We start from the raw sequence: 26,940 nt of genomic DNA on the forward strand, positions 1-26,940 counted from the left end.
CAGACGTATGCCCCCACCTGCGGGTTCTTCCCCACCCTGTGGACAGCCACCGGCCTGACGCGGCTCAGCCGCTCAGCCGCACCGGCATGATCAGGTACTTGTAGGCCTCGTCCGCCTCGGCGTCCACCGCGGGCTTGCCGCTGAGCAGGGCCGGCTTCGTGGAGGTCGTGAAGGACAGCTGGGCGACCGGGGAGTCGATCGCGCTCAGACCGTCCAGCAGGAAGGTCGGGTTGAAGGCGATCGAGATGTCGTCGCCCTCCAGCTGGGCGTCGACCCTTTCCACAGCCTGTGCGTCGTCGCTGGAGCCGGCCTCCAGGATGAGGACGCCCTGCTCGAAGCTGAGCCGCACCGGGGTGTTGCGCTCGGCGACCAGGGCCACGCGCTTGACGGCCTCCACGAAGGGGGCGGTCTCGATCACCGCGACGCTGTTGAACTCGGTCGGGAAGAGCGTCTTGTACTTCGGGAGGTCGCCCTCCAGCAGTCGCGTCGTCGTCCGGCGGCCCGCGCCCTCGAAACCGATCAGACCCTCGCCCGCGCCCGAACCGGACAGCGCCAGGATCACCTGGTCACCGCTGGTCAGCGCCTTGGCGGTGTCCTGGAGCGTCTTGGCGGGCACCAGGGCGACCGCGGAGATGTCCGGGTTCTCCGGCTTCCACAGGAACTCGCGGACCGCGAAGCGGTAGCGGTCGGTGGAGGCCAGCGTCACCGAGTCGCCCTCGATCTCGATGCGCACACCGGTCAGGACGGGCAGCGTGTCGTCGCGGCCCGCGGCGATGGCCACCTGCTGCACGGCCGAGGCGAAGACCTCGCCCGGGACCGTGCCGGTCGCCTCCGGCATCTGCGGCAGCGCCGGGTACTCCTCCACCGGCAGGGTGTGGAGAGTGAACCGCGAGGAGCCGCAGACCACCGTCGCCCGTACACCGTCTGTGGAAATCTCCACCGGCCGGTTGGGGAGGGCGCGGGAGATGTCCGCGAGCAGCCGACCCGAGACGAGGACGGTGCCCTCCTCCTCGATCTCCGCCTCCACGGACACCCGCGCCGAGACCTCGTAGTCGAAGCTGGACAGGCTCAGCTGCCCCTCCTCGGCCTTCAGCAGCAGGCCCGCGAGGACCGGCGCCGGCGGACGGGCCGGGAGGCTGCGAGCCGCCCAGGCCACTGCCTCCGCGAGTACGTCGCGTTCCACCCGGATCTTCACTGTTGCCGCCTCCTGCTGTTGCCGGCGCTGCTCGCCCTGCTTCGCCTTCGTCGTCTGACCGGTGTCGTCCGCCGCTGTGAGGGGCAGAACACCGGGGACCAGTCTGACGCACCCCACTGACAGTAGGTGCCGTTCGGGGTCAAGTCGTGACGAGGGGCGGTCGGGCTCGAGAGGGCGAGTTGTGCACAGGACCCGCTTCGAAACGAATTCCGCTCTCTCTCTAGTCGTCAGTAGTAGTAGGGCCTGTGGATACCGTGGATAACCTCGTTTGCCCAGGTCAGCCCGTAGATTTTGTCCACGGACCCTGTGGGCGGAGCCGGTGGACAACCGGGCCCTTCTGTGGAGAACGGAAAGTTCTGCACACACCGTGCACAGGGAGAGGCGACTTCTCCCCAACGCCGTCCCCAGCTTTACCCACGTTTCCCACAGCCCAACCAGGCAGCCTGGTGTGACGGCTTTCACTCGACGCGGTGACGGGGCGCGTCACGTTGCCGAACAGTGGACAAGCATGTGGAGAAGCTGGGGATCGCTGGGGACAACCCCGTCCTTCCTGTGGGTTGCCCGTGGACAACTGGATGCACAGCCTGTGGATCATTTCTTTGTCCACAGCCTGTGGAGATCCTTCGTCCACGAATCCACAGGGAGCTGACCTGCCCTGATGATCCCTCACCAGCCTGGCCTGTGGACAGGATCGGGACAACTTCCCAGTCCCCAAGGTGTGGACGGAAAAAAGTGGCCCAATCTGTGGAGGACGCCCGTAACCCGGCAGGTATTCGAACAGCGGTCAGGACAGCAGTGCGGGCCCGCGGACACGCGAAGGGCGCTCCTGCGGATCCAGGAGCGCCCTCGTGGCCGGTGGCCGGCGGTCGTCAGCCGTTCTTGATGCGGTTGGTCAGCTCGGTCACCTGGTTGTAGATCGAGCGCCGCTCGGCCATCAGATTGCGGATCTTGCGGTCGGCGTGCATCACCGTCGTGTGGTCGCGGCCGCCGAACAGGGCGCCGATCTTCGGCAGCGAGAGGTCCGTCAGCTCGCGGCAGAGGTACATGGCGATCTGGCGGGCCGTCACCAGGGCGCGCCCGCGCGAGGTGCCGCACAGGTCCTCGACGGTGAGGCCGAAGTAGTCGGCGGTGGCGCCCATGATGGCCGTGGACGTGATCTCGGGGGCGGAGTCCTCGCCGCCCGGGATCAGGTCCTTGAGGACGATCTCGGTGAGGCCCAGGTCGACCGGCTGCCGGTTGAGCGACGCGAAGGCCGTCACCCGGATCAGCGCCCCCTCAAGCTCGCGGATGTTGCGCGAGATACGGGAGGCGATGAACTCCAGGACCTCCGGCGGGGCGTTGAGCTGCTCCTGCACCGCCTTCTTGCGCAGGATCGCGATGCGCGTCTCCAGCTCGGGCGGCTGGACGTCGGTGGTCAGGCCCCACTCGAAACGGTTCCGCAGCCGGTCCTCCAGGGTCACCAGCTGCCGGGGCGGCCGGTCCGAGGACAGCACGATCTGCTTGTTGGCGTTGTGGAGGGTGTTGAAGGTGTGGAAGAACTCCTCCTGCGTCGACTCCTTGTCCGCGAGGAACTGGATGTCGTCGACGAGCAGGATGTCCATCTCGCGGTAGCGCTTGCGGAAGCTGTCGCCCTTGCCGTCGCGGATGGAGTTGATGAACTCGTTGGTGAACTCCTCCGAGCTGACGTAGCGCACACGCGTGCCCGGGTAGAGGCTGCGCGCGTAGTGCCCGATGGCATGCAGGAGGTGGGTCTTGCCGAGTCCCGACTCCCCGTAGATGAAGAGGGGGTTGTAGGCCTTGGCGGGCGCTTCGGCGACGGCGACGGCCGCCGCGTGGGCGAAGCGGTTGGAGGCGCCGATGACGAAGGTGTCGAAGAGGTACTTCGGGTTCAGGCGCGCGGTCGGCTCGCCGGGGCCGGTCGCCGGCGCGGGCTGCGCGGCCAGCGGTCCGGGCGCCCCGGTGGCGGGTCCGGGGCCGACGGGGCCGCCGCGGTGGACGTGTCCGGAACCGGCCGGGGGATCGGGCAGCTCGCGGCGCGGGCCGCGCTGCTCGTAGTCGCCGCGCTGCTGGTCGTAGTCCCCGCGCGGTTTGTCGTAGTCCCCGCCGCGCTGCTGGTCGTAGTCGCCGCGGGGTTTGTCGTAGTCGCCCCGCGACTGTTCGTACTCGCCGCGCTGGCTGTCGTACGAGGGGCGCTCGGGGGGCTGCGGGCGGTAGTCCTGCTGGTACGGGGTGTGAGGCTCGTGGGGGTACGGCGGCGGCTCCTGGCCGTACGGCTCCTGCGCCGGGGACGCGTAGGGGCCCCGCTCCGGGAAGCCGAGGCGCTGCTGCTGCCAGCCGTAGTCGTCCTGCTGCGTGGGGCGGGGCCAGGAGCCGGGCTCGGGGCGCTGGTACTCCTGCGGGTAGGCGGGCCGCGCGGTGGGGAGCTGGTCGGCGCGGTTTCGGCCGTATCCCTCGTACTCGTCCCGGTCGCGGTACTCCTCGCGGCCGCCCGGTCCGGGGGCGGGGAGCTCGGGCTCCTCGTAACGGGGCTGGGGGCGGGAGGGAGGCGCCTGCGGAGCGGGGGCGGCGGGGCCGGCGGGCTCGCCCGCGGTGTCGTCGACGGTGATCGCGATGCGGATCGGGCGCCCGCACTCGCGGGTCAGGGTCTCGCTGACGATCGGTGCGAGGCGGCCCTCCAGTACGCCCTTCGCAAATTCGTTCGGTACGGCGAGCAGGGCGGTGTCGGCGACCAGCGCGAGCGGCTGGCAGCGCCGGATCCAGTGCTCGTCCTTCGACTCGACGCCCTGCCCGCGGCCCTCTCCGAGAAGTTGCTCCAATACGCGTGGCCACACTGCGGCAAGATCGGCAGGTACGTCAGCCACAGGGCACGCTCTCTCACGAGTCCCTCGAAGGTGTGATTCGGGGACGGGTCGGGATGAAACTCGGGTGGGGCAGGGATAAGGGAACGAATCGGAGTCCAGTCACGGTAGTCAGCGCGACGGGTAGGGTTCAAGTTGTTGTCCCCAGCCTGTGGACAAGTGTCTCCCGGTCACCGCTGGTTTGACCGAATGGCGCAGTCGCACGTACCGTAACCAGGTCGAGTTGTCGATGGCTGCTGCCGCCTGCCTCCGATGGGCACAGGTCACGTCCAAGGTGATCGAAAAGCGGTGCACTCGGGCGTAACGCGAGCTACTCGTGGGCGCACGGTGACAGCCAGGACGGCACCCCGCCAACACCCGAATCTTTCTGGAGCCCCCGAGTGAGCAAGCGCACCTTCCAGCCGAACAACCGTCGCCGCGCGAAGACCCACGGCTTCCGGCTGCGTATGCGTACCCGTGCCGGCCGCGCGATTCTCGCGACCCGCCGCAGCAAGGGCCGCGCCCGTCTGTCCGCCTGATCCCGGTCAGGTCATGACATCGTGCTGCCCACCGAGAACCGGCTGAGGCGGCGCGAGGACTTCGCGACCGCGGTTCGACGAGGCCGCCGGGCCGGCCGCCCGGCCCTCGTCGTCCACCTACGAAGCGGTGCCACGGACCCGCACGCGCCTGGGGAGAGCGCTCCCCGGACACGTGCGGGTTTCGTCGTGAGCAAAGCCGTGGGTGGTGCGGTCGTGCGCAACAAGGTGAAGCGCAGGCTTCGCCATCTGATGCGCGACCGGATCGACCTGTTGCCCCCCGGTAGCCTGGTAGTCGTACGAGCGCTGCCCGGTGCGGGTGACGCCGACCATGCACAGCTGGCCCGAGACCTGGACGCCGCCCTGGCGCGGCTACTGGGAGGGGGCGCGCGATGAAGTACCCGCTGCTGGCTCTGATCAAGCTCTACCAGTGGACGATCAGTCCGCTGCTGGGGCCGGTGTGCAAGTACTACCCGTCGTGTTCCCACTACGGCTACACGGCCATCGACCGGCACGGAGCCGTCAAGGGCACGGCACTCACCGCCTGGCGCATCCTGCGGTGCAATCCGTGGTCGCTGGGCGGCGTGGACCATGTTCCGCCGCGCAAGCGCCCGCGGTGGCACGAAATGCTGCGTGCCGCCTGGCGGGCACGCAAGGGCGGGACCTCCGCCGCCGAACCGGCCACCGAAGGACGGTCTGCTCATCCGAGCCGGTCCGAGCCTTCGAGCCCGGCCGCAGAGACCTCGCCCCATGCCCAAGGAGCATGATTAGTGGACACGATTGCCAGCCTCTTCAGCTTCATCACCTGGCCCGTCTCCTGGGTCATCGTCCAGTTCCACACGGTGTACGGGGCGATCTTCGGACCTGACACCGGATGGGCCTGGGGCCTGTCCATCGTGTCCCTGGTGATCCTCATCCGTATCTGCCTGATCCCGCTCTTCGTGAAGCAGATCAAGGCGACGCGCGGGATGCAGACGCTCCAGCCGGAGATGAAGAAGATCCAGGAGCGCTACAAGAACGACAAGCAGCGTCAGTCCGAAGAGATGATGAAGCTGTACAAGGAGACGGGCACCAACCCGCTCTCCTCGTGCCTTCCCATCCTGGCGCAGTCCCCGTTCTTCTTCGCCCTGTACCACGTGCTCAACGGCATCGCGTCCGGCGACACCATCGGTGCGGTCAACCAGGACCTGCTCGAGAGCGCGCAGAAGGCGCACATCTTCGGGGCCCCGCTGGCCTCCAAGTTCTTCAGCAGCGAGAGCGACGTCGCCGCCCTCAGCGCCTCCCTGACCGATGTCCGCGTGGTCACCGCGATCATGATCGTGCTGATGTCGGCCTCGCAGTTCTTCACCCAGCGCCAGCTGATGACGAAGAACGTCGACACCACGGTGAAGACGCCGTTCATGCAGCAGCAGAAGATGCTGATGTACGTCTTCCCCGTCATGTTCGCCGTCTTCGGTGTCAACTTCCCCGTCGGTGTCCTCGTCTACTGGCTGACCACGAACGTGTGGACCATGGGCCAGCAGATGTACGTCATCCGCAACAACCCGACGCCGGGCTCGAAGGCGCAGGCCTCCTACCTGGAGCGGCTGCACAAGAGCGTCACCGAGCACGGCAAGACCCGCCGCCGAGGCGAGAAGGCCATCGTGAAGGCCATCGTCGCCAAGGGCCGGGACCGCAACGAGGCCGAGCGGAAGTTCATCAACGGTCTGAACAAGGCGGGCCTGGCGGCTCAGGCCGACGGCAACGTGGTGAAGAGCGACACCGCCGTGGCCGCCCAGAGCGCGGACGGCTCGACCGTGACGCCCGCGGGCCAGCCCAAGCGTCAGCAGCCCAAGCGGCAGAGCAAGTCCCAGCGCCAGGCCAAGCCCGCCGGTGAGACCGACGCAAAGACGTCGCTGACCAAGTCGGACGAGCCGCAGGACGCCGAGCCGGCCGGCAAGCAGGACGCCAAGCAGCAGGCCAAGCCTGCCGCCGGTGCCAAGAAGCCGGCGCAGAAGTCCGGAGGCGGTGGCCGCAGCAAGGCCCAGTCCGGACAGCGCAAGGGCCCGCAGCGGCCCAAGTCCCCGTCGAAGAAGTAAGAAGGAGTCCATCCCGTGACGGAAGGCACCACCTCCGCCGCTGCCGAGGGTGCAGACATCCTCACCCGCCTCGAGCAGGAGGGCGAGATCGCCGCGGACTACCTGGAGGGTCTGCTCGACATCGCCGACCTCGACGGCGACATCGACATGGACGTCGAGGCCGACCGTGCCTCCGTCTCGATCATCAGCGACAGCAAGAGCAGGGATCTGCAGAAGCTGGTCGGCCGGGACGGTGAGGTGCTGGAGGCTCTGCAGGAGCTCACGCGCCTGGCCGTGCACCGGGAGACCGGCGACCGCAGCCGACTGATGCTCGACATCGCCGGGTACCGGGCGGGCAAGCGCGCCGAGCTGTCCGAGCTGGGCGCCAAGGCCGCGGCCGAGGCCAAGAGCAGTGGCGAGTCCGTGCGGCTGCAGCCGATGACGCCCTTCGAGCGCAAGGTCGTGCACGACGCGGTCAAGGCCGCGGGGCTGCGCAGTGAGTCCGAGGGCGAGGAGCCGGAGCGCTTCGTCGTCGTGCTTCCCGCCTGATCGGTCCTCTCGTTTCTCCGGCCCCGTCTGTTGCGCAGGCGGGGCCGAATTTTGTCAGCCTGATAGTTCTGGTGGTTCTGGCACCGGTGCCCCTGGCGTCGGTGCCGTACGGAAGGACGGTCCCCGTGTCGGAGGCAGCGGAGCTTCCCCCTGTACCCGAGCAGGCACGTGACGTGTTCGGTGATCGCTACGCGGACGCGGTCCGCTACGCGGAACTGCTTGCCGAGGCGGGGGTGAAGCGCGGTCTGATCGGTCCGCGTGAAGTGCCCCGGCTCTGGGAGCGGCATCTGCTGAACTGCGCGGTGCTCTCCGAGGTCGTGCCCGAGGGAGTGACGGTGTGCGACGTCGGCTCGGGAGCCGGCCTGCCCGGGATCCCGCTGGCGCTCGTGCGGGACGACCTGAAGATCACGCTTCTCGAGCCGCTGCTGCGCCGCACGAACTTCCTGGCCGAGGTCGTGGAGCTGCTGGGCCTGGACCATGTCACCGTCGTGCGGGGCCGGGCCGAGGAGGTCATGGGGAAGCTGCCACCGGTGCATGTGGTGACGGCCCGCGCCGTCGCTCCGCTGGACCGCCTCGCCACCTGGGGAATTCCGCTGTTGCGCCCGTACGGCGAGATGCTCGCCCTCAAGGGCGACACGGCTGAGGAAGAGCTGAAGGCGGCGACCGCGGCGCTGAGCAAGCTCGGTGCGGAGGAGACGTCCATCCTGCACGTCGGGGAGGGTGTCGTGGATCCCATGTCCACCGTGGTGCGGGTCGAGGTCGGTGAGAGCCCCGGTGGCGTGCGTTTCGCGGCCAAGCGGGCCAAGGCTGCCCGGACCGGACGGACACGCCGCCGCCGCGGATAGCCTCGAGGGCCCGCCGTACTCCACACAAGCTGCCCTGCTTGCGTATGACGGAGTGTCGCGACAGTTCGGCGTGGGCTGCGCTGCATCGTGTTTCACGTGAAACGTCGCTCACTGCTGCACGGCATCATCAGCCGCGGCCGCGCCGCGGCCGACCCCCGCGACCGAAAGCCTCTCGGGTCGCTCGGAGAGGGTACGGAGTTGTCCACAGAGGTGGATTTCTCCACAGAAGACCAGGCCTCACTGGTTCATGACCCCGAAGGCATGGGAGGCTCTGTTCATTGCGAGCCTGAAGTCGAGGAGAGTGAATCCTTGCGGTCCGACGCCAATATCGCGGGACCGATGACCGATCCGGTCCCCGGTCCCCGTACCGAGTCGATGGGAGCGGATGTTTCACGTGAAACACCGCCTCCGATGGACGACACTCCGATCGGTCGTGCTGCCCAACTCGCGGTGGAGGCTCTGGGTCGCGCCGGCGAGGGGTTGCCTCGACCCGAGCAGACCCGGGTCATGGTCGTAGCCAACCAGAAGGGCGGTGTGGGCAAGACGACGACGACCGTCAACCTTGCCGCGTCACTCGCCCTGCACGGTGCGAGAGTCCTGGTCGTCGACCTCGACCCGCAGGGCAACGCCTCTACCGCGCTGGGCATCGACCATCACGCGGATGTGCCCTCCATCTACGACGTGCTGGTCGAGAGCCGACCGCTGTCGGAAGTGGTCCAGCCGGTCCCTGATGTAGAGGGTCTCTTCTGCGCACCCGCCACGATCGATCTCGCCGGTGCGGAGATCGAACTGGTCTCTCTGGTCGCACGTGAGAGCCGTCTCCAGCGGGCGATCACGGCATATGAACAGCCGCTGGACTACATCCTCATCGACTGCCCGCCTTCCCTGGGCCTGCTGACGGTCAACGCGCTGGTCGCGGGCCAGGAGGTCCTGATCCCCATCCAGTGTGAGTACTACGCGCTGGAGGGTCTGGGACAGCTGCTGCGCAACGTCGACCTGGTGCGGGGACATCTCAACCCCACGCTGCATGTCTCGACCATCCTCCTCACCATGTACGACGGACGGACGCGGCTCGCGTCGCAGGTCGCGGACGAGGTGCGCAGCCACTTCGGCGAGGAGGTGCTGCGGACGAGCATTCCCCGCTCGGTCCGTATCTCCGAGGCCCCGAGCTACGGGCAGACGGTGCTGACCTACGATCCAGGATCAAGTGGAGCCCTCTCCTACCTGGAGGCGGCCCGTGAAATCGCGCTGAAGGGCGTGGGCGTCAACTACGACGCGACCCACGCTCATCTCGGCGCCCAGAATGATCCGAGCATGGTGGAGGGGATCCAGTGAGTGAGCGACGGAGGGGGTTGGGTCGTGGTCTGGGCGCACTGATCCCCAACGCCCCGACCGAGAAGTCGGTTGCCTCGGCGGCGTTGGGAACCGCGGCCTCCGCGTCTCCCGGGACCATGCCGCTGCTGCCGAACGAGCGGGGAGTGGCCGCGGCGAAGGTGGCCACGCTGCCGCATGTTTCACGTGAAACAGAAGAGCCGGCCGCACCGTACGGTGCGGAGGGGCTGCGGCCGCCCCTGGGTGCGCACTTCGCCGAGGTCCCTCTCGACGCCATCACGCCGAACCCGAAGCAGCCGCGCAAGGACTTCGACGACGACGCACTGGCCGAGCTCGTCACCTCCATCAGGGAAGTAGGTCTCCTCCAGCCGGTCGTCGTACGGCCGACGGAGCCCGGGCGCTATGAGCTCATCATGGGTGAGCGGCGCTTCCGTGCCTGCCGCGAGCTGGAGCTGGACGCGATCCCGGCGATCGTGCGGGCGACGGAGGACGAGAAGCTCCTTCTGGACGCGCTTCTGGAGAACCTGCACCGCGCTCAGCTGAACCCGCTGGAGGAGGCGTTCGCCTACGACCAGCTGCTGAAGGACTTCAACTGCACGCACGACCAGCTGGCGGACCGTATCGGTCGCTCGCGCCCGCAGGTGTCCAACACACTGCGTCTGCTGAAGCTTTCTCCGAAGGTGCAGAACCGGGTGGCCGCAGGCGTCCTCTCCGCGGGGCACGCCCGAGCCTTGCTGTCCGTCGACGACCCGGAGGAGCAGGACCGGCTGGCGCATCGCATCGTGGCTGAAGGGCTCTCGGTGCGGTCGGTCGAGGAGATCGTGACCCTGATGGGGTCCCGGCCGCAGAAGCCACAGCGCGCGAAGGGCCCGAGGGCCGGCTCGCTGGTGTCCCCGGCGCTCTCGGACCTGGCAACGCGACTCTCGGACCGCTTCGAGACGCGTGTGAAGGTCGACCTGGGACAGAAGAAGGGCAAGATCACCGTCGAGTTCGCTTCCATGGACGACCTTGAGCGGATCCTCGGAAGCCTCGCTCCGGGCGAGGGCCCCGTGCTGCAGAAGGGCCTCCTGGAGGACGGGGACGGGGACGGAGACGTCGAGTCCTGATCGGCTGGCCTGAGGGCGGGTCGTGTCCGGTGCATACCGGAACACGGCCCGCCCTTTGCTTTGCGTCGGTGTCGGGGCCGTCGCATCGTGGATACGATGCGATCGGGATGGCGTTGTCACCTGGGCAGTACCTGGCAGTACCTCTCTGAGGGGAAGGCAGGGGCCATGCGATCGATGAGCCGCACTGGACTGGTGAGCGCGGGCTTGGGACTGGGCGCGGTCGGTGGGTTCCTCGGTAGCCTGCTCAGGGAACGGAGCGCTCTGACAGCCGCCCGCGACGCGGCAGGGGAAGGAAGCGAGGGACAGCCTTCATGGGGCGCCGGCTCGTACCGCTCACGCTGGACAACCTTCAGGACCTTCCCCAGCGCTGTCGCTCGTGCGTCTTCTGGGAACTGGATCCCGTCAGTGGCGAGGCCGCGGTAAAGGCGGGTACGCCGGCCCTGGAGAAGGAGTCCTGGATCTCCGCCGTTCTGCTGGACTGGGGGTCGTGCGGCCGGGTGGTCTATGTCGATGACGTGCCGGTGGGCTTCGTTCTCTACGCACCGCCCGCGTATGTACCGCGCTCAACGGCCTTCCCCACCAGTCCGGTCTCCTCCGACGCGGTCCAGCTGATGACCGCGTTCGTGTTGCCGGGTTACCAGGGGCAGGGACTGGGTCGGGTGATGGTCCAGACGGTCGCCAAGGATCTCCTGAGGCGAGGCTTCAAGGCGATCGAGGCGTTCGGGGACGCCCGCTGGAAGGAGCCCGCCTGTGTCCTGCCGGCGGACCATCTCCTTGCGGTGGGCTTCAAGACGGTCCGGCCGCATGCCCGGCATCCGCGACTGAGGCTGGATCTGAGGTCGACGCTGTCCTGGAAGGAAGACGTGGAGATGGCGCTGGACCGCCTTCTCGGCGCTGTTCAGAAGGAGCCGGTGTTGCGTCCGCTGTAGTGACGGCACCGGAGAGACCGGAGAGCGCAGTAAGCCGAATGGGCCGACCCGTCCGGGTCGGCCCATTCGTGTTTCACGTGAAACGTCGGTCGGCGATCGTCAGTCGCCGATGAACTCGTCGAGGTCGCGGACGATCGCGGCCTTCGGCTTCGCGCCGACGATGGTCTTGGCGACCTCGCCACCCTGGTAGACGTTCAGGGTCGGGATGGACATGACGCCGTACTTGGCGGCCGTACCCGGGTTCTCGTCGATGTTCAGCTTGACGATCTCGATCTTGTCGCCGTACTCGGCGGCGATCGCTTCGAGGGACGGCGCGATCTGGCGGCACGGACCGCACCAGGCGGCCCAGAAGTCAACCAGGACGGGCTTGTCGTTCTTGAGGACGTCCTGCTCGAAGGAGTCGTCGGTTACATGCTTCAGGGTGCCGGCCACGGCGGGCTCCTTAAGGGGTCGGTGCGGGGTTGGGGTGGGTCAGACGGCGGTCTTCTCGGGCTCCGCCTTGTCCTCGTCGCTGAGGGCGGCGAGGTAGCGCTCGGCGTCGAGAGCGGCGGAGCAGCCAGTGCCCGCGGCGGTGATCGCCTGGCGGTAGGTGTGGTCGACCACGTCACCGGCGCCGAAGACACCCGTCAGGTTGGTGCGGGTCGAAGGCGCTTCGACCTTCAGGTAGCCCTCCGGATCCAGGTCGAGCTGGCCCTTGAAGAGCTCGGTGCGCGGGTCGTGGCCGATCGCGATGAACAGGCCGGTCACCGGCAGATCGGAGAGTTCGCCGGTCTTGACGTTGCGCAGCTTCAGGCCCGCGAGCTTCTGCTCGCCCTGGACCTCGGCGACCTCGCTGTCCCACACGAACGAGATCTTGGGGTCGGCGAAGGCACGCTCCTGCATCGCCTTGGAGGCGCGCAGGGTGTCCCGACGGTGGACGATCGTCACGGACTTCGCGAAGCGGGAGAGGAACGTGGCCTCCTCCATCGCGGTGTCACCGCCGCCGATCACGGCGATGTCCTGGTCCTTGAAGAAGAAGCCGTCGCAGGTCGCGCACCAGGAGACGCCGCGGCCGGACAGGGCGTCCTCGTTGGGCAGGCCGAGCTTGCGGTGCTGGGAGCCGGTGGTGACGATCACGGCCTTGGCCTGGTGGACCGTGCCCGCGGTGTCGGTGACGGTCTTGATCTCGCCACTGAGGTCGACGGCCACGACGTCGTCCGGGATCAGCTCGGCACCGAAGCGCTCCGCCTGGGCCCGCATGTTGTCCATGAGCTCGGGGCCCATGATGCCGTCCTGGAAGCCGGGGAAGTTCTCCACCTCGGTGGTGTTCATCAGCGCTCCGCCCGCGGTGACGGCACCCTCGAACACCAGCGGCTTCAGGGACGCTCGCGCGGTGTAGAGCGCCGCCGTGTAGCCGGCGGGCCCGGAGCCGATGATGATCACGTTTCGGACGTCGCTCACGGCTTCATTCCTCGTCTCTGGACTGCGTCTTCAGGGCCGGGTGGAGCTGCACTCAGACTCTCACCCCACCTAACGGATCCTACGGGGCGCGCATTCCCGCCGTGCCCGGGCACACGGCGGCAGTATCCGGCTCGCTGGTAGAGGGGAAGGGAAGACCGCTACGAACGCGCGTAGGAGTGCTTGAGAAGGATCTTGGCCTTGCCGACCGCGGGCTGATCCACGCACGCCGTCTCGACGATGTAGGCGGTGACCCGGGTGTCGTTGGTGGCATCGGGCAGCACCACCAGCAGGGCTTCCTTGCCCTTGTAGACGCCCGACTCCGTGGCGATCACAGCGTCGTCGCGACCGATGCCCTTGCGGATGCACTCCGGGACGGTCGGCTGCTTGAAGACATGGTTCTCGGCGGTCTCGCCACCGTTCTCGGACTCCATGCCGAAGCTGCGCGGTGTGCGGGACCCGTTCTCGGCACTGCCGTCCGCGACGAGGTTGGTGACCTTGTCCTTGAGCCGACCCTCGGAGAAGGTGTCCGCGATCGCGGTCTGCTGCTCGCGGGCGGTGTTCCCGGAGGGGCTGTCCTCGGTGAGGGAGGAGACGACGACCGAGCCGATTCCGATGGCGGCAGCGGCGGCCACGGCGCCGAGGACAGCGATCCTTCGTCGCCCGCCTCGACGGCGGTCCTTGCGGCCGGGACCCGTGGAGGAGGGGCGGGCGTGCCCGGCGGGCCGGTCGGCGGGTGCCGATGTTTCACGTGAAACACGGGTGCCGTCGGCGATCCCCAGCGGTGGCTCGGCTGCCAGAGCGGCGTCGATACGGGCGACCACGTCGTCCGGCATGGGTGCCGGGGCAGGCAGGGTGCCGAGCAGTCCCTGGATCTCCGTGAGCGAGGCGAAGACGTCCGCGCAGAGCTCGCAGCCGTCCAGGTGCTGTTGTACTTCGGTGGTCCGTGTGGTCGGCAGGAGCCCTTCGGCGAGGTCGGCGATCTCCGCGACATCCGGGTGCCCGGTCATGTCTGTCGTCGACGACGTCACGCTCGTCCACCTCCGCCCTTCACTGCGGTTGAATCGCCTGGCCCTGCTTCCGATGGTCCCGCTGCGGGTGGGACGGATGCCCCCTGCGTCCGGTTCCGTTCCGGGCCGGGCTTCCTGCTCTCCCCGCTGCCGTCCGGACGCAGGTGGGCGAGCAGCGGAAGGAGCCTGGCTCTGCCCCGGGCACAGCGGCTCTTGATCGTTCCGGCCGGTACGTCGAGGATGCGGGCGGCCTCCGCGACGGGGTAGCCCTGCATGTCGACGAGCACGAGAGCGGCCCGCTGGTCGGTCGGCAGGGTGCCCAGGGCCTCCAGCAGCTGGCGGTGCAGATCGTTGCGCTCGGCGGGGGCGGAGGCCGACTCGTGCGGCTCCAGTAGCTGCTCCATGCGCTCGGTGTCGTCGACGGGCGCGGTCTTCCGCGAGGCGGCCTTGCGGGCACGGTCCAGACAGGCGTTCACCGTGATCCGGTGCAACCAGGTGGTGACGGCCGCTTGCCCGCGGAAGGTGTGAGCGGCGCGGTAGGCGGAGACGAGGGCGTCCTGGACGGCGTCGGCGGCCTCCTCGCGGTCCCCCAGCGTCCGCAGAGCCACCGCCCAGAGACGGTCGCGGTGACGGCGCACCAGCTCACCGAAGGCGTCGGGGTCGCCCTCGACGTGGCGGGCGAGCAGATCCTGGTCGGTCACTCCGTCGTGAGTCGCGCCGCCCGCCATCACACCCCTCTCCCCGCGGTAGATGCCGTCAGCTGGTCACCTTGACGTCGGCCAGTCGACCGCGCCAGTTCCCGTCCGACTGCACCGGCAGATCGGTGAGCCACACCAGGAGGTACCGGCTCTGGACAGCCTTGCCGGGCTTGAGCTCCACCGTCGTGCCCGAGCCCCCGGCGACCTTTTCGTACTGGTCGAAGGAGGTGGGCTCCGCCGTGGCGTCCTTGCTCGCGCTGCGCAGCTCGACGGATGTGTTCCCGACGAACGTGACGGTCACCTTGCCGACCTGCTGCACCTTGCCGAGGTCCAGGATGACGCCGACCCCGGGCTTGAGGCGGCCGAAGTCGGAACTGAGGTAGTAGTCCGTCTGCCAGTAGGTGGACGCGCTGCCGTCGTAGACATTCCCTATCTCGGACGGCTTCTCGGACTGGTCGCCGAACGGGTCGAAGTCCCGCGCACCGACGATCGGGACCGCCTTGCCGGAGGCAGGGGGCTTCGTGCCCTTGTCGTTGTCGCCGTCCACCGTCTGCGTCTGGTTCGGGTCGTCGGCCTTGCCGCCCCGTTCCATGAGGGCGTCCGCGAGCTGCCAGCTGCCGAGGCCGAGCGCGGCGATCAGCAGGGCCGAGACGCCCCACTTCAGGGCCTTGCCGGTACGGCTCTGCAGCGGGGGCGGCGGCGTCGGCGCGGGCTGGGTGACACCGGGGTGCGGTGCCGGGCGTCCGTACCCGCCCTGCTGGTAGGCCGTGCGCTGGTACTGCGGCGGTGCGGCGTACGTCGGCTCCGGCGGGCGGATGCGCGGCATCTCGCCGATCGCCTTCACCAGTTCCTCCGGCGTGGTGCACGGAGCCTCGTGGCGGGAGGCGGTGGCGCCGTCGTTGGCGAGCGCCCGCATCGCCAGCTCGGACAGGCCGCGGTGGACGCCGGCACGTACCTGGTCCGGCGGGATCAGCCCGATGTCCTTGGGCAGACCCGCCAGGCCGTGCGCGTCGCTCTCGTACGGCCAGCGCTGGGTGAGCGCGGCGTACAGGAGGGCGCCGATGGCTTCGGTGTCGGTGCGCTGCGGGGTGTCGGAACTGATGCCGCGCAGCGCGGCGTTGACGGCGAGCCCGCGGATCCGCCACTGTCCCGTCGACGTGCGCAGCACCGCGTTGGGGCTCAGGCGCAGATGGGCGAGGCCCTCGCGGTGGGCGGCCGCCATGGCCGAGGCGACCTGACTGACCATCTGGTAGGCGTCGTACACCTCCAGAGGTCCGGAGGCGAGGAGGGCGGTCAGCTCGGTGGCGTCGGGGAGCCACTCGTGCACGACGTAGACGAGGTCGTTGTCCTCGACGGCGTCCAGGACCTGGACGAAGCGGGGGTCGCCGAGCAGGGCGGAGGAGCGTGCCGCGGCCAGCACGGACCGGGCTCGCGCGTGGTCCGCGGGGAGGAGATGGACTCCGACCGCGCGGCGCAGCTTCTCGTCGACGGCCCGCCAACTGCTGAAGCCGTCCAGACGGGTGACGCACTCCTCGAGGCGGTAGCGTCTGGCGAGCTTGTGCCCGCTGTGCAGTTCGGGAGGCGAGGCCTTGCCGGATTCCTCGCTCGTGGGGTTCCCCTGTGCCTCGTCGCTGTCCGTGTCCCGCTCCCGGTTGTTGGCCACCCCGTCGGCCGTGGACTGGTCCGCCTGTGCGGTCAGCGGCTCATCGCCGCTGTTGTCTGCCACGTCGACGGCAGCTGTGCTCCGTTCCGCCACCGTCGTTCCTGCCTCCCCATTCCGTGCGCGTCGGCCGACTCCCGATCCGCGCGTCCGACGCCGAACCCAATTGTGCCCACAGTCCGCCGCTATGCACGACACACAGCGGCGGACGATGGTTGTGCGCCTACCCCGGGTCTCAGCGTCCCAGGCGTCCGCGCACCATGCCGACCAGAGAGTTGACCTCCTCGATGCGCATGCGGCGGGCGGCGACGAAGAAGACACCGAACAGGAGCACTCCACCGGCCAGCAGCGCGGCGAACGATCCCACGACGCCCTGGCCGAGCGCGCGGCTGATCGCGTAGCAGGCGGCGCCGCTGAGCAGGGCGGCCGGTACGGACGCGATGCACAGCCGGGCGTAGGTCCGCAGCACCCGGGCGCCGTCCAGGTCCCCGCCCAGCCGCTTGCGCAGCCTGCGCCAGGCGATGCCCACGCCGATCACATAGGCCAGCCCGTAGGAGGCCGCCATGCCGACCACGGCCCAGCGGGAGGGCAGCAGCAGGTAACACAGGCCCGAGGCGGCGGCGTTGACCACGGCCACGATGACTGTGTTGTAGAAGGGCGTCCGGGTGTCCTCGTAGGCGTAGAAGGCGCGCAGGACGACGTACTGCACGGAGTACGGGATGAGGCCGAGGCCGAAGGCCATCAGCATGTAGCCCATGTTGGTGGCCGCGCCCGTGCCCGAGGAGCCGAAGATCAGTGTGCACATCGGGATGCCGAGCGCGACGAAGCCGAAGGACACCGGCACGATGGCGACGGCGGTGGTGCGCAGTCCCTGGGAGATGTCGTCGCGGACCGCTCCCCCGTCCTCCTCGGACGCCGAGCGGGAGATGCGGGGCAGCAGGGCGGCCATCAGGGAGACGGTGATGATGGCCTGCGGCAGGCCCCAGATGAGCTGGGCGTTGGCGTAGGCGCTGTAACCGGTGCCGGCGAGGTCGGTGTCCGTGACCGACGCGGTGGCGAGCTGGATGACGACGAGGGCGCCCGCCTGGTTGGCGAGGACGAACAGGATCGTCCACTTGGCGAGCATCGCGGCCTTGCCCAGACCGTGGCCCCGCCAGTCGAACCGCAGCCGGAGCCTGAACCCGGTCTCGCGCAGGTACGGGATCATCGCCAGGGACTGGACGACGAGGCCGAGCAGGATGCCGATGCCGAGGAGCTGCTTGCCCTCCTCCGGGATGGTCGCGACCGTCATCCCGGAGTCGGCGGCCGTGCCGTAGACCCAGAGGAACATGCCGAGGGTGACGATGATGACGATGTTGTTCAGGACCGGGGTCCACATCATCGCGCCGAACCGGCCGCGGGCGTTGAGGACCTGCCCCATCACGACGTGGACGCCCATGAAGAAGATGGACGGCAGGAAGTACCGGGTGAAGGTGATGGCCGTCTCGTTGGCCGCCGGGTCCGAGGCGACCGGGTTCGACAGCGCGCGCACCAGCAGCGGAGCCGCCAGCATGCCCAGCGCGGTGAGGACGCCGAGGGCCACCATGACCAGGGTCAGGAGCCGGTTGGCGTACGCCTCGCCACCGTCGTCGTCGTCCTTCATGGCGCGGACGAGCTGGGGAACGAAGACCGAGTTGAGGCCACCGCCGACGGTGAGGATGTAGATCATCGTCGGCAGCTGGTAGGCGATCTGGAAGGACTCGCCCAGCAGGGCGAGACCCAGGGCGGAGACGATCATCGCCGACCGGATGAACCCGGTCAGCCGCGACACCATCGTGCCCGCCGCCATCACGGCGCTCGACTTCAGCAGGCCCCCGGCACGCCCGCCCTTCTTGGGCGCGGTGGCCGCAGGGGCGGGCTCGGGCTCCTGGAGGGGAGCCTCGGCCGCCTCGGGCGTCGGGGCCACCGCGTACTGGCCCGGTGCGGGCGCCGCGTGCTGACCGGGTGCCGGAGCGTTCCCGTACTGGCCCTGCGTTGGAGCGTGGCCGCCGTACTGACCGGGCGAGGGAGCCGCGCCGCCGTACTGGCCGGGTGCCGGAGCCGGATCACCGTACTGGCCGTGTGCCGGGGCGTTCCCGTACGAGGTGGGCTCCTGGTGCCCGCCGTACTGACCCGGAGCGGGTGTCGTGCCGTACTGCCCCGGGCCCGCCGCCCCGCCGTACGGCCCCGGCGGCGGGGCCGGTGAGGGCACGGCCGCCGGGTCGTCGTAGGAGGGGTGGCCGCCGCCCTGCTGCTGGTCGCGGAAGAGGTGCGCGAAGGCGTCCGGCTCGTGACGCTGGTCGCCGGACTGCCCGACCAGGTCGTCGACGCCCACGAACTGGGTGGTCCGAGGGTCGTCGCCGTACGGCAGGTACTGCGTCGGGCCCTCCGGTTCGGGTGCCGGGGTCGGGGCCCAGACGCGGGGATCGGGGGCGTAGGGCGACTGGGGAGGCTGGGAGTACAGCGGCTGCTGCGGAGGGTAGGTGCCCGGCGGCGGCGGAGGGTGCGCGGCGCGGTCGTAGAGCGCCTCGGAGACCGGGTCCTGGGCGGAGAGGTCCTGCGCCCGGTAGGGATCCTGGTCGTAGGCGTCCTGGAGGTACATGTCCGCGGGCTGCTGCGGCGGCGTCTGTCCGGGGTCCGGCGGCGGACCCTGGGGGTGACCCGAGCCGTCCACGGCCTGACCGCGGTCACCGTCGTACGGCGCGTTCATGGTTACCCCACCTCATCGTCCCGGGCCGACCGGCCACGACATCCTCAACGGTCCACTCTCTCACCCGTGCCGGACGGGTCGGTGCTTTCCGCTGCGGTGTCCGGTGTCGGGTCACTCGGCTGCTCCGGGTCGTCTGCCCGGGCCGGTGCCGCGGACTCCTCCGTGGGACGTCCCTCGGGGCGCTCCGGGTTCTCCGGGTCGTTCTCGGAGTTCTCCGACGCCTCCGGCTCCTCGGAGTCGTCCTCCTCGCCCTTCTCGGCGGCGCGGGCGGCGGCACGCTTGCGCTGGGTGTACATCCGGAAACCGGCGAGGACGAGCAGCAGGACGCCGCCGCCGATGACGAGCATCACGGTGGCGGTGATCTCGGTGACCTTCACGTCGAAGGTCACGGGCTTGCCGTACGGGCGCCCGTCCTGCGTGTACAGCTGGGCGATCACCGTCGCCCGGCCGTTGGCGTTGGCCGACGTGGTGAACTTCACCGACTGGCTGTGGCCGCCGGAGACCGAGATCGGCTGCTCCTGGTAGCGGTCGCCGTCGATCTCCAGGCGCGTCGGGTTCGTCGAGGTGAGGCGCAGGACCAGGGGGCCGACGTCCTGCACGAGGTTGTTCTGCACCGTGACCGGGATCGTGGCGCTGCGGCCGGAGAGCTTCGTCTCCGACTTGTCGATCAGTCTGACCCGGCCGGTCAGACCGTCGAGGTACGACTTCACTCCGGCGCGGAACGACTCCGCCTCGGCGGCCCGGCCGCGCCACGACACGGACATCTCCCGGTTCAGGGCGCGTCCGAAGGGGGTCACCACTCGGGACGGGTCCGAGAGCACGACCTTGAAGCTGTCCAGCGCGTCCTGCGTCTGCGCGCTCTCCACGAAGGCCGACCGCGGCAGCTCCTTCTTGCGCAGCGCCGACGGATAGGAGGAGCTCCCCGGAACCTTGGTGGTGGCGTCCGGGTCCGGCTTGGCCGCTGAGGCAGCCGCCAGCTTCTGGGACTGGGACCAGGTGCCGCTCTGGAGCGCCCGCAGCGCCTCGGCCATCGCGCGCGCCTGGCTTCCGGAGGGCGTGCGCTGCGGGGCGATGACGACGCTGCGCTGCTTGTCGGTCTGGAGACCCAGGCCCAGGCTCTGGGCGAGGAAGCGCTGCACGGCGAGCGTGGACGCGGACGCGTTCGTCAGGTCGCCCTCGAACGCCGTGGACAGCCGGGCGTCCGCCACGACGGCCGTGGTGCCACCGCCGATGGGGCGGGCAGCGGACGGTGTGTAGGGCAGACCGTTGGTCTCCTGGAGGCTGTCGCTGCGCGCGATCACCTTGTCGGCGCCCGCGGAGGTGGCGACCTTGACGATCGACCGGTCGACGGCCCCGTCCACGGGCCAGGCGAAGTCGGTGTTGGGTTTCACGTGGAGGATCGGCTCGACCGTGTTGTCGACGACGTCCGTCGCGTCCTTGAGCTGACTCAGCGAGCCGGTGACGTCCGTGCCGTTGTGGGCCAGGGACGCCAGGTCGGGGTCGGCGAAGGGGAGGGCGACGACCTCCTTGTCGGCCACCGCGTCCTGCAGGTCGGCCAGCCACTGCTTGGCGACCGCCTGCTGGGTGCCGGCGGTGGTCTTGTCCCCGTCCCGGACGCGGTAGCTCCCCGTCATGGCGTCGACGGAGGCCAGCAGGTCCGGATCGACCACCCAGGTGACGTCGAGGTCCTTGCCCAGCGTCACCATCTGGTTCAGGCGGCCGCCGGGGGAGATCTCCTTCGCCAGGTCGTTGTTGAGGAAGAAAGGGGTCTGCTCCTCGTTCGGCCCCGTTTCGGCGGCCATGTGCGTCGTCGAGACGAGAGGCCACAGCGCCGTGGTCTTGGTCCTGGTGGCGGCCTCGTCGGGCTGCCACGGCAGGAAGGTCCGCTGGATGCCGAGGATCTGCTCCCAGGGCTGTGCGGACGTCTCACCGGACAGCGAGACGGCGAATTCGTAGACGCCGTCGTTGCCGAGGTTCAGGTCGTCGACCGGCACGGAGATGTTGAAGTGCTCCGCGACACCGGGGGTGAGCTTGGAGAACTTCTCGGTGTACTTGTTGTCGATCTCCGGGGCGATGGAGCCCTGGAGATCGTCGCTGTCCTTGGCGATCGCGTCGACCGACGAGCGGGTGTCGACCGGTGGGCCCACGCGCAGGCCGACGTGCGCGTCGGTGACGGTCCGCTTGCCCTTGTTGGTCACGGTGCCCGACACGGTCACCGTGTCCCCGTCCGTGGGCGTGGAGGGCGTGAGCGAGTCGACGGCCACGGCCACCGAGCCCGAGTCGGCGTCGGCCAGGGCGGCGGTCGCCTCTTCGGCGTGCGCCGAGCCGGCGGCGGGCAGCTGGACCAGGCCGGCCAGCAGCGGCGCCCCGGCGAGCAGTGCCGTGGTGCGCCGCAGCCACCGGCGGGCAGGTGAGGCACTGGTCCCCTGGAAGTCTGCCGCCTCGGCCACGCGCTCGCCCGTCCCTCGTCGTGATCAGTGGTCGTCGGAATGTGCGTCCACGCATGGTAACGATGTGCGGCGAGGGGAAGTGCCGCGGAGTACGCCACAAGATCCGCAGCGGGGCCGGGCTTCCGTCTATGTGTGCCTATAGAGGGAGCGGTACGGAAGTGGGGGATTCGGTGCGCGATCAATCGGGGCGCCTGTCTCCGCCCGGGCCACGTACCCTGTCCTGTTGTGCCGAACGCCAACGAAGTCAGCCCCAGTGCCCTGAGTCGGGAGCAGCCCCGCGCGGTGAGTGAGCCGCTGCGGATCGCCCCTGTCGCCGACGATCTCGCCCGCCGTTTTCAGGAGGCCGGATTCTCGCTCGCCCTGGTCGGCGGCTCGGTCCGGGACGCCTTGCTCGGACGGCTCGGCAACGATCTGGACTTCACGACCGACGCCCGCCCCCAGGACGTACTGAAGATCATGCGTCCTTGGGCCGACGCGGTCTGGGAGGTCGGGATCGCCTTCGGCACGGTCGGGGGGCAGAAGGACGGCTGGCAGATCGAGGTGACCACCTACCGGTCGGAGGCGTACGACCGCACCTCGCGCAAGCCGGAGGTGTCCTACGGCGACTCCATCGAGGAGGACCTCGTCCGGCGCGATTTCACGGTGAACGCGATGGCCGTGGCGCTTCCGGAGAAGGCGTTCATCGACCCGCACGGTGGACTCGACGACCTCGCGGCCCGCGTGCTGCGCACCCCCGGGACTCCCGAGGACTCGTTCTCGGACGACCCGCTCCGGATGATGCGGGCCGCGCGCTTCGCCGCGCAGCTCGACTTCGAGGTGGCGCCTGAGGTCGTCAAGGCCATGCACGACATGGCCGGGCGCATCGACATCGTCTCGGCCGAGCGGGTCCGGGACGAGCTGAACAAGCTCATCCTCTCCTCGCACCCGCGCAAGGGCCTGAGTCTGCTGGTGGAGAGCGGCCTCGCCGAACGGGTCCTGCCCGAGCTGCCGGCCCTGCGGCTGGAGCGTGACGAGCACCACCGGCACAAGGACGTCTACGACCACACGCTGATCGTCCTGGAGCAGGCGATGGCGCTGGAGAGCGACGGACCCGACCTGACCCTTCGCCTGGCCGCCCTGCTGCACGACATCGGAAAGCCGCGCACCCGTCGCTTCGAGAAGGACGGCAGGGTCTCGTTCCACCACCACGAGGTGGTCGGGGCGAAGATGACGAAGAAGCGCATGCTGGCGCTCAAGTACTCCAACGAGCTGGTGAAGGACGTCTCGCGCCTGGTCGAGCTCCACCTGCGCTTCCACGGCTACGGCACGGGCGAGTGGACGGACTCCGCGGTCCGCCGATACGTCCGGGACGCGGGACCGCTGCTCGACCGTCTCCACAAGCTGACGCGGTCGGACTGCACGACGCGCAACAAGCGCAAGGCGACGGCCCTCTCCCGCGCCTACGACGGCCTGGAGGACCGGATCGCACAGCTTCAGGAGCAGGAGGAGCTGGACGCGATCCGCCCGGACCTGGACGGCAACGAGATCATGGAGATCCTCGGCATCCGTCCCGGGCCGGCCGTGGGGCAGGCGTACAAGCACCTGCTGGAGCTTCGCCTGGAGAACGGACCGATGGATCACGACGCGGCAGTGGCGGCACTCAAGGAGTGGTGGGCCGCTCAGGAGTCGTGACCGAAGGTGACGGACAGGCGAAGGGGCGATGTTTCACGTGAAACATCGCCCCTTCGCCGTAGGGGACTGCGCCCTTACTTGTCCTTCAGGCAGAGCAGGAAGTCGCTGCCGCTGCCGCTCTCGGTGTACGAGTACTGGAAGTCCTTGGCCTCTTCCGAGCACTTGCTCTCAGCGGTGAGGGCGGAGTAGGAGCCCTTGATCTTGGCCAGCACCACGTACTGGGCCTTCGCGTCACCGCAGTCGACGACCTCGAGGTCCGGGTTGGTGTCGCTGCTGCTGCCCCGGTGCATGCAGTCGCCGACCGCAGCCGTGTCGGCGTCGTCCCGGCTGGCGATGTAACCGCCGACCGCGACACCCACGACGACCACCGCGATGACGATGTTCTTGATCATCTTGAAGCTCGGCTTGCGGCGAGCGGGCTGCGGCGGCACCGGGGCGTACGGCGCACCCTGCTGCGGGAAACCGGGCTGACCGGGCTGGCCGGCCTGCTGCGGGAAGCCCGGCTGCCCCTGGGCGTAGGGGTTCTGCCCCTGAGGCTGCTGCGGAGCCTGCGGCTGGTTCTGCGCGAACGGGTTGCCCTGAGGCGGCGGCTGGGTGGTCACTGGGGGTCCCCCTGGAATAGGTGCGTGTCGCGGACATGCCGCGAGATAAGACGCACGTAAGCTACCGGGTCCCACTGACAACTCTGTAGTCCAGTGAGGCTCTGTGTCACTGATGTGACACATACCGGCTCTCAAACTGGGCCATAGCCACCGCAACCATTCCGTAGATCGCGGAGACGGTCACGACCAGCGGTACCGATCGCCCGTCGGGCGGCAGCATGAGCGCTGCCACTCCGGCCGCGCCGACGAAGGCCACGTTGAACAGCACGTCGTAGACGGAGAAGATCCGGCCGCGGAAGGTGTCGTCGACCGAGGACTGCACGACCGTGTCGGTCGCGATCTTCGCCCCCTGCGTCGTCAGGCCCAGCACGAACGCGGCGGCGAGCAGGGGCGCCGTGACGAACGGCAGGCCCAGCGCCGGCACCAGCACGGTGGCGACCGCCGCGCAGACGGCCATCCAGCGACCGGGGCCGAGCCGTCCCGCCGCCCAGGGAGTGACCACCGCCGCCGCGAAGAATCCGGCTCCGGAGACCCCCAGCGCGAGCCCCAGCAGGGCCAGCCCCTCCTCCGTGTCCGAGGTCAGGGAGTATCGGCACAGCATCAGCAGCATGACCAGCAGGGCGCCGTAGCAGAACCGCATCAGCGTCATGGCGGCCAGCGCCCAGGCTGCTTCCCGGCGGGCGGGCGCGGCGAGATGGCGTACGCCCGCCACCAGGTCGCGGGCGGTACCGGTGAGCGCCGAGGCGAGTGTGGGCGGCACCCGTGCCGGGTCCGGGCCGAGCAGCTCCACGGCGATCCGCAGCGACGCCAGTGCCCCGCACAGGTAGAGGCCGGCGCCGAGCAGCACCACGGCGGCGTCGGAGTCCGAGACCGCGAGGCGCACGACGAACGCGAGGCCACCGCCGGCCGTGGCCGCCAGGGTCCCGGCCGTCGGGGAGAGCGAGTTGGCGATCACCAGCCGCTCGGCGTCGACCACCCGGGGCAGCGCCGCGGACAGGCCGGCGAGCACGAAACGGTTGACGGCCGTGACACAGAGGGCCGAGACGTAGAAGAGCCAGTCGGGGACGGAAGCGATCATCAGCACCGCCGTCACCGAGGCCAGTACGGCACGCAGCAGGTTGCCGTACAGGAAGACCTGGCGGCGTCGCCAGCGGTCCAGCAGCACACCCGCGAAGGGCCCCACCAGAGAGTAGGGGAGCAGCAGGACCGCCATCGCGGAGGCGATCGCGGCCGGCGAGGTCTGCTTCTCCGGGGAGAAGACGACGTAGGTGGCGAGCGCGACCTGGTAGACACCGTCGGCGCCCTGGGAGAGCAGGCGAACGGCGAGCAGGTGCCGAAACCCCTTCAGACGCAGCAGGATGCGCAGGTCACGGACGACGGCCATGGGGCACAGCCTCACATACGGGAAAGGTCCCCGGGTCATGCGACCCGGGGACCCTCGGCAGACCGGGGTCAGCGGCTTGTCAGCGCTCGACCTCGCCCGCGATGAACTTCTCGACGTTGGCGCGGGCCTCGTCATCGAAGTACTGGACCGGCGGGGACTTCATGAAGTAGCTCGACGCCGACAGGATCGGGCCGCCGATGCCGCGGTCCTTGGCGATCTTCGCGGCGCGCAGCGCGTCGATGATGACGCCGGCCGAGTTCGGGGAGTCCCAGACCTCGAGCTTGTACTCCAGGTTCAGCGGGACGTCACCGAAGGCGCGGCCCTCGAGGCGGACGTAGGCCCACTTGCGGTCGTCCAGCCAGGCGACGTAGTCGGACGGGCCGATGTGGACGTTGTCCGCACCCAGGTCGCGGTCGGGGATCTGGGAGGTGACGGCCTGCGTCTTGGAGATCTTCTTGGACTCCAGGCGCTCGCGCTCGAGCATGTTCTTGAAGTCCATGTTGCCGCCGACGTTCAACTGCATCGTGCGGTCCAGGACGACGCCCCTGTCCTCGAACAGCTTCGCCATGACGCGGTGCGTGATGGTGGCGCCGACCTGCGACTTGATGTCGTCGCCGACGATCGGGACGCCCGCCTCGGTGAACTTGTCGGCCCACTCCTTGGTGCCGGCGATGAAGACCGGGAGGGCGTTGACGAAGGCGACCTTGGCGTCGATGGCGCACTGGGCGTAGTACTTCGCCGCGGCCTCGGAACCGACGGGCAGGTAGCAGACGAGGACGTCGACCTGCTTGTCCTTGAGGACCTGGACGACGTCGACCGGCGCCTCGGCGGACTCCTCGATGGTCTGGCGGTAGTACTTGCCGAGACCGTCGTGCGTGTGGCCGCGCTGGACCTGGACGCCGCTGTTCGGCACGTCGCAGATCTTGATGGTGTTGTTCTCGGAGGCGCCGATGGCGTCCGCGAGGTCCAGGCCGACCTTCTTGGCGTCCACGTCGAAGGCGGCGACGAACTCGATGTCACTGACGTGGTAGTCGCCGAACTGGACGTGCATCAGGCCGGGGACCTTGGCCGCCGGGTCGGCGTCCTTGTAGTACTCGACGCCCTGCACCAGCGATGCGGCGCAGTTGCCCACACCGACGATGGCTACGCGAACCGAACCCATTCCGGTTGCTCCCTGTGTGTACGAGTGAGGCCCTGACTGGGCGCTCACGTGGCGGTGTCGCCGGGCGTATCCGGCCGGGGGTCGTCCCCCGGCCGGGGCAGGCCGCCCGTCGCTCCAGATGTCGTGTCCTGTTGAGCGGTCCCCTCGGCGGCGGAACCCCTGAGGTCCCGCCCCGCCCGCTCGCTCTCGATGAGCTCGTTCAGCCAGCGCACTTCGCGCTCCACGGACTCCATTCCGTGGCGCTGCAGCTCAAGCGTGTAGTCGTCGAGTCGCTCCCGGGTGCGGGCCAGGGAGGCCCGCATCTTCTCCAGGCGCTCCTCCAGCCGACTGCGCCGGCCCTCGAGCACGCGCATGCGTACGTCTCGCGACGTCTGGCCGAAGAACGCGAAGCGAGCGGCGAAGGTCTCGTCCTCGTACGCGTCCGGGCCCGTCTGGGAGAGGAGCTGCTCGAAATGTTCCTTGCCGTCGGCCGTCAACCGGTAGACGATCTTGGCGCGGCGTCCCGTGAGGGAAGCGGCGGCCTCGCCGACGTTCCCCGGTTCCTCGATCAACCAGCCGTTGGCGACCAGCGTCTTGAGGCAGGGGTAGAGCGTCCCGTAGCTGAACGCCCGGAACACACCCAGTGACGTGTTGAGCCGTTTACGCAGCTCATAGCCGTGCATCGGGGACTCGCGGAGCAGGCCGAGTACGGCGAACTCGAGGATGCCGGATCTCCGGCTCATCGTCGCCTCCTCTCGCCTTATGCCGCGCTG

General features: G+C 69.2%; 23 protein-coding genes. 10 read left to right on the top strand and 13 right to left on the bottom strand.

The window, feature by feature from the left end:
- Window positions 1–64 precede the first annotated feature (64 nt).
- Together dnaN and dnaA are read right to left on the bottom strand one after the other, a co-directional pair.
- Window positions 65–1,195, bottom strand: a complete 1,131-nt coding sequence (gene dnaN / locus IE258_RS07300; RefSeq protein ID WP_052836777.1) for a DNA polymerase III subunit beta — start codon at window positions 1,193–1,195, stop codon at window positions 65–67.
- 869 nt (window positions 1,196–2,064) lie between these two features.
- Window positions 2,065–4,056, bottom strand: a complete 1,992-nt coding sequence (dnaA, locus tag IE258_RS07305; RefSeq protein WP_189740429.1) for a chromosomal replication initiator protein DnaA — start codon at window positions 4,054–4,056, stop codon at window positions 2,065–2,067.
- A 377-nt stretch (window positions 4,057–4,433) separates the two neighbouring features.
- Between dnaA and rpmH the strand changes: the two genes are divergently transcribed.
- The 9 genes from rpmH (at window position 4,434) to IE258_RS07350 (ending at window position 11,386) form a co-directional block, all read left to right on the top strand.
- Window positions 4,434–4,571 carry a 50S ribosomal protein L34 gene (gene rpmH / locus IE258_RS07310; RefSeq protein WP_003975051.1) on the top strand — a complete coding sequence of 46 codons (138 nt, stop codon included), beginning with the start codon at window positions 4,434–4,436 and terminating at the stop codon, window positions 4,569–4,571.
- Window positions 4,572–4,592: 21 nt separating this feature from the next.
- Window positions 4,593–4,964 carry a ribonuclease P protein component gene (gene rnpA / locus IE258_RS07315; RefSeq protein ID WP_037922188.1) on the top strand — a complete coding sequence of 124 codons (372 nt, stop codon included), beginning with the start codon at window positions 4,593–4,595 and terminating at the stop codon, window positions 4,962–4,964.
- Window positions 4,961–5,335, top strand: coding sequence for a membrane protein insertion efficiency factor YidD (yidD, locus tag IE258_RS07320; RefSeq protein WP_189740432.1), 375 nt, complete (start codon window positions 4,961–4,963; stop codon window positions 5,333–5,335). Before rnpA ends, yidD begins: the two co-directional genes overlap by 4 nt.
- Before the next feature lie 3 nt (window positions 5,336–5,338).
- Window positions 5,339–6,646, top strand: coding sequence for a membrane protein insertase YidC (gene yidC, locus IE258_RS07325; RefSeq protein WP_189740435.1), 1,308 nt, complete (start codon window positions 5,339–5,341; stop codon window positions 6,644–6,646).
- A gap of 15 nt (window positions 6,647–6,661) precedes the next feature.
- Window positions 6,662–7,174, top strand: a complete 513-nt coding sequence (locus tag IE258_RS07330) for a Jag family protein (RefSeq protein WP_159324940.1) — start codon at window positions 6,662–6,664, stop codon at window positions 7,172–7,174.
- A 125-nt stretch (window positions 7,175–7,299) separates the two neighbouring features.
- Complete coding sequence (gene rsmG / locus IE258_RS07335) at window positions 7,300–8,019, top strand: 16S rRNA (guanine(527)-N(7))-methyltransferase RsmG (protein WP_189740438.1); 720 nt, start codon at window positions 7,300–7,302, stop codon at window positions 8,017–8,019.
- A 261-nt stretch (window positions 8,020–8,280) separates the two neighbouring features.
- On the top strand, window positions 8,281–9,354 hold the full coding sequence (locus IE258_RS07340) for a ParA family protein (RefSeq protein WP_161379662.1): 1,074 nt from the start codon (window positions 8,281–8,283) through the stop codon (window positions 9,352–9,354).
- Window positions 9,351–10,457 carry a ParB/RepB/Spo0J family partition protein gene (locus tag IE258_RS07345; RefSeq protein WP_159324938.1) on the top strand — a complete coding sequence of 369 codons (1,107 nt, stop codon included), beginning with the start codon at window positions 9,351–9,353 and terminating at the stop codon, window positions 10,455–10,457. The genes IE258_RS07340 and IE258_RS07345 overlap by 4 nt, the downstream gene beginning before the upstream one ends.
- Window positions 10,458–10,768: 311 nt before the next feature.
- Complete coding sequence (locus IE258_RS07350) at window positions 10,769–11,386, top strand: GNAT family N-acetyltransferase (protein WP_159324937.1); 618 nt, start codon at window positions 10,769–10,771, stop codon at window positions 11,384–11,386.
- A 99-nt stretch (window positions 11,387–11,485) separates the two neighbouring features.
- On the opposite strand, the gene trxA is transcribed toward IE258_RS07350, so the two are convergent.
- The 7 genes from trxA to IE258_RS07385 all read right to left on the bottom strand — a co-directional run bounded on the left by trxA (window position 11,486) and on the right by IE258_RS07385 (window position 21,369).
- The gene (gene trxA / locus IE258_RS07355; RefSeq protein ID WP_159324936.1) at window positions 11,486–11,818 is read right to left on the bottom strand and encodes a thioredoxin; all 333 of its coding nucleotides are present in this window, start codon (window positions 11,816–11,818) and stop codon (window positions 11,486–11,488) included.
- Between the two features lie 39 nt (window positions 11,819–11,857).
- Window positions 11,858–12,826 carry a thioredoxin-disulfide reductase gene (gene trxB / locus IE258_RS07360; protein ID WP_189740441.1) on the bottom strand — a complete coding sequence of 323 codons (969 nt, stop codon included), beginning with the start codon at window positions 12,824–12,826 and terminating at the stop codon, window positions 11,858–11,860.
- Window positions 12,827–12,984: 158 nt separating this feature from the next.
- Window positions 12,985–13,854 carry an anti-sigma factor family protein gene (locus tag IE258_RS07365; protein WP_506417431.1) on the bottom strand — a complete coding sequence of 290 codons (870 nt, stop codon included), beginning with the start codon at window positions 13,852–13,854 and terminating at the stop codon, window positions 12,985–12,987.
- Complete coding sequence (gene sigM / locus IE258_RS07370) at window positions 13,851–14,561, bottom strand: RNA polymerase sigma factor SigM (RefSeq protein WP_189740444.1); 711 nt, start codon at window positions 14,559–14,561, stop codon at window positions 13,851–13,853. Before sigM ends, IE258_RS07365 begins: the two co-directional genes overlap by 4 nt.
- A 28-nt stretch (window positions 14,562–14,589) precedes the next feature.
- Complete coding sequence (locus tag IE258_RS07375) at window positions 14,590–16,287, bottom strand: protein kinase family protein (protein ID WP_189740447.1); 1,698 nt, start codon at window positions 16,285–16,287, stop codon at window positions 14,590–14,592.
- A 139-nt stretch (window positions 16,288–16,426) separates the two neighbouring features.
- On the bottom strand, window positions 16,427–18,919 hold the full coding sequence (murJ, locus tag IE258_RS07380; RefSeq protein ID WP_189740450.1) for a murein biosynthesis integral membrane protein MurJ: 2,493 nt from the start codon (window positions 18,917–18,919) through the stop codon (window positions 16,427–16,429).
- A 44-nt stretch (window positions 18,920–18,963) separates the two neighbouring features.
- Window positions 18,964–21,369 carry a DUF6049 family protein gene (locus tag IE258_RS07385; RefSeq protein WP_189740453.1) on the bottom strand — a complete coding sequence of 802 codons (2,406 nt, stop codon included), beginning with the start codon at window positions 21,367–21,369 and terminating at the stop codon, window positions 18,964–18,966.
- 225 nt (window positions 21,370–21,594) lie between these two features.
- Between IE258_RS07385 and IE258_RS07390 the strand changes: the two genes are divergently transcribed.
- Complete coding sequence (locus tag IE258_RS07390; RefSeq protein ID WP_189740456.1) at window positions 21,595–23,040, top strand: CCA tRNA nucleotidyltransferase; 1,446 nt, start codon at window positions 21,595–21,597, stop codon at window positions 23,038–23,040.
- A gap of 74 nt (window positions 23,041–23,114) precedes the next feature.
- On the opposite strand, the gene IE258_RS07395 is transcribed toward IE258_RS07390, so the two are convergent.
- The 4 genes from IE258_RS07395 to IE258_RS07410 form a co-directional block, all read right to left on the bottom strand.
- Window positions 23,115–23,717: an LppU/SCO3897 family protein gene (locus IE258_RS07395; RefSeq protein WP_127896306.1), complete on the bottom strand. Its 603-nt coding sequence runs from the start codon at window positions 23,715–23,717 to the stop codon at window positions 23,115–23,117.
- A gap of 31 nt (window positions 23,718–23,748) precedes the next feature.
- Window positions 23,749–25,026, bottom strand: a complete 1,278-nt coding sequence (locus IE258_RS07400; RefSeq protein ID WP_189740463.1) for an MFS transporter — start codon at window positions 25,024–25,026, stop codon at window positions 23,749–23,751.
- Between the two features lie 79 nt (window positions 25,027–25,105).
- Window positions 25,106–26,188 (bottom strand): inositol-3-phosphate synthase, encoded by a 1,083-nt coding sequence (locus IE258_RS07405; protein ID WP_007388938.1) that lies wholly within the window; start codon window positions 26,186–26,188, stop codon window positions 25,106–25,108.
- A 44-nt stretch (window positions 26,189–26,232) separates the two neighbouring features.
- On the bottom strand, window positions 26,233–26,910 hold the full coding sequence (locus IE258_RS07410) for a PadR family transcriptional regulator (RefSeq protein WP_019324689.1): 678 nt from the start codon (window positions 26,908–26,910) through the stop codon (window positions 26,233–26,235).
- Window positions 26,911–26,940 lie beyond the last annotated feature (30 nt).

Source organism: Streptomyces tendae, assembly GCF_014650435.1.
Classification (GTDB): Bacteria; Actinomycetota; Actinomycetes; order Streptomycetales; family Streptomycetaceae; genus Streptomyces; species Streptomyces tendae.